This is a genomic window from Actinomadura sp. GC306 (assembly GCF_004348665.1).
In the GTDB taxonomy this organism is placed as follows: domain Bacteria; phylum Actinomycetota; class Actinomycetes; order Streptosporangiales; family Streptosporangiaceae; genus Spirillospora.
Genome location: NZ_SMKM01000507.1, coordinates 1 through 1,737 on the forward strand (window position 1 = coordinate 1; position 1,737 = coordinate 1,737).

2 protein-coding genes are annotated in these 1,737 nt (G+C 69.5%); one reads left to right on the forward strand and one right to left on the reverse strand.

Features of this window, described 5'->3' with window-relative positions:
• Window positions 1–339: 339 nt before the first annotated feature.
• On the reverse strand, window positions 340–858 hold the full coding sequence (locus tag E1200_RS33100; RefSeq protein WP_243709052.1) for a PH domain-containing protein: 519 nt from the start codon (window positions 856–858) through the stop codon (window positions 340–342).
• A 78-nt stretch (window positions 859–936) separates the two neighbouring features.
• Here E1200_RS33100 and E1200_RS33105 point away from each other — a divergent pair, with 78 nt between their 5' ends.
• Window positions 937–1,584: a hypothetical protein gene (locus E1200_RS33105; protein ID WP_243709053.1), complete on the forward strand. Its 648-nt coding sequence runs from the start codon at window positions 937–939 to the stop codon at window positions 1,582–1,584.
• Window positions 1,585–1,737: the final 153 nt, after the last annotated feature.

The following is a 1,737-nucleotide window of genomic DNA, read 5'->3' on the forward strand; positions in this document are numbered from 1 at the left end:
TGCACGTGGAGGTCTCGTTCGGCACGGTCGAGGACGGTGGCCAGCACGTAGTCGGTGACCGTCCAGCCGGCCAGCTCGGCCGCCTTACGGATCACGAGGATCTGTTCCGCGGACATCCGCAAGGCGATGTGCGTGTCGTGGTGGGGGACGGGAAGGTCCTGATGAACCGACTCAGACATGGCCGGTCTCCTTCCTTGCGGCTCTTTAAAGTACGCCCGGTGGACATGTCGGGACATCCCCACAGAGGACGAGAATCACCAAGCCGGAGGCCGTTCGCGGACACGACTGCGAGCCGCATCCGCGGTGGTACGGGCCGGGCGGTGCAGAGCGGAAGGGAGGTCAGTCGGGGGACTCGTCGATCGAGCCGAAGATCACGGAGGAGACCTCCAGATAGAGCTGCTCCGGGTACGGCATGAAGTTGATGGCCCGGATGGCCTGGCTCTGGCCCGCGGACTCGGTGAGGAACTGGCCGTAGCCGAGCACACGGCCTGCCATGGAGCGGTTCAGCGTGATGTCGGTGACCTTGGACAGCGGCATCATCGCGACGTTGCGGTTGAGCACTCCCTTGACCACCATGACGCGGTGCTCGGTGACGAGGAAGAACTCCAGTGACCAGGCGACGATCTTCCACACCAGGTAGCCGAGGGTGGGCAGCCACAGCCACCAGATCCACAGGATGCCGGTGATGGCCGCGATCGCGCCGCAGGCGACCAGGCCGCCGACGACGAGGGCGACCGCGGGGATCAGGACGGCGGGGTGGCGGCGGACGGCGATGACGCGTCCCTCGTGGGACATCAGGTACTTGTCGACGGTGCGCGACGAGCTGTCGTGCTGCACCATCATGTCCTGCAGGTTCACGGCTGCGTCCTCGTCGAGATCCGGGTGGTTCAACGGTAGCCGACCCGGCCGCGCCGCCGCAGTAAGGGAAGCGGGGCCTTGCCGGAGGGGGAGCGGCGGCTGATGATGATCGTCATGGACGGCGTTGGGGACGCGGGCGGTGCACGGGGTGCCGGGGAGCCAGGGGGCGAGTACGCGCACGAGGTGACCGGGCGGCCCATCTGGCGGCTGCTGCTGCGGGGGCTCGGCGTCTACCTGCCGGGCTGGGAGATGCCGGCGGGTGCGCTGCGCGTCCGCGACGGGGTCGGCCCGCCCGCGTACCTGAACGGGGAAGCCGGGTTCGGGGTGCAGATCTTCGGGCGCCGCAGGGGGTTGGAGCCCGACCGGGAGATCTACGTCCGAGGGCGGGAGAACCCCAGCTTCGGCATCGTCGTGGCGGGCCCGGCGGCGGCCATCGGCAGCCGTGTGGTGGACGCGGAGGTGCTGATGCGCTTCGCACGGCGATTGACGTTCGAGGAGCTCTTCGACACCGGAGACGCCGATTCCGTGCCGTACGCGGTGCGCGGCGCGCGCGCGGTGGAGAACGCGGTGTTCCTCGACCGCGCGGCCGGGATCGGGCTCTGCGCGGAGGTCGACCCGGTAACACGCGCCCTGACGTGCCCGCTGTATGTGCACCTGGGCGGGCCTGCAGAACGAACGGTCCGGGTGTACGGCGCCCAGACGCGAACGGTGGGAGCACGCGGCTGACGGGCGCTGCTTTGCGGCGGGGCGGTGATGTCCGCGGATCTGTTGGGCAGTCGCTTGTGCTCGGCTTGTGGGGAGGGGGTGCCCGGGCGGCGTTAACCCGGAGCCCGCTGTTCGCGCGGCTTGGCCGGTCTCGGTGGGAGGTTAGGGGTTGGG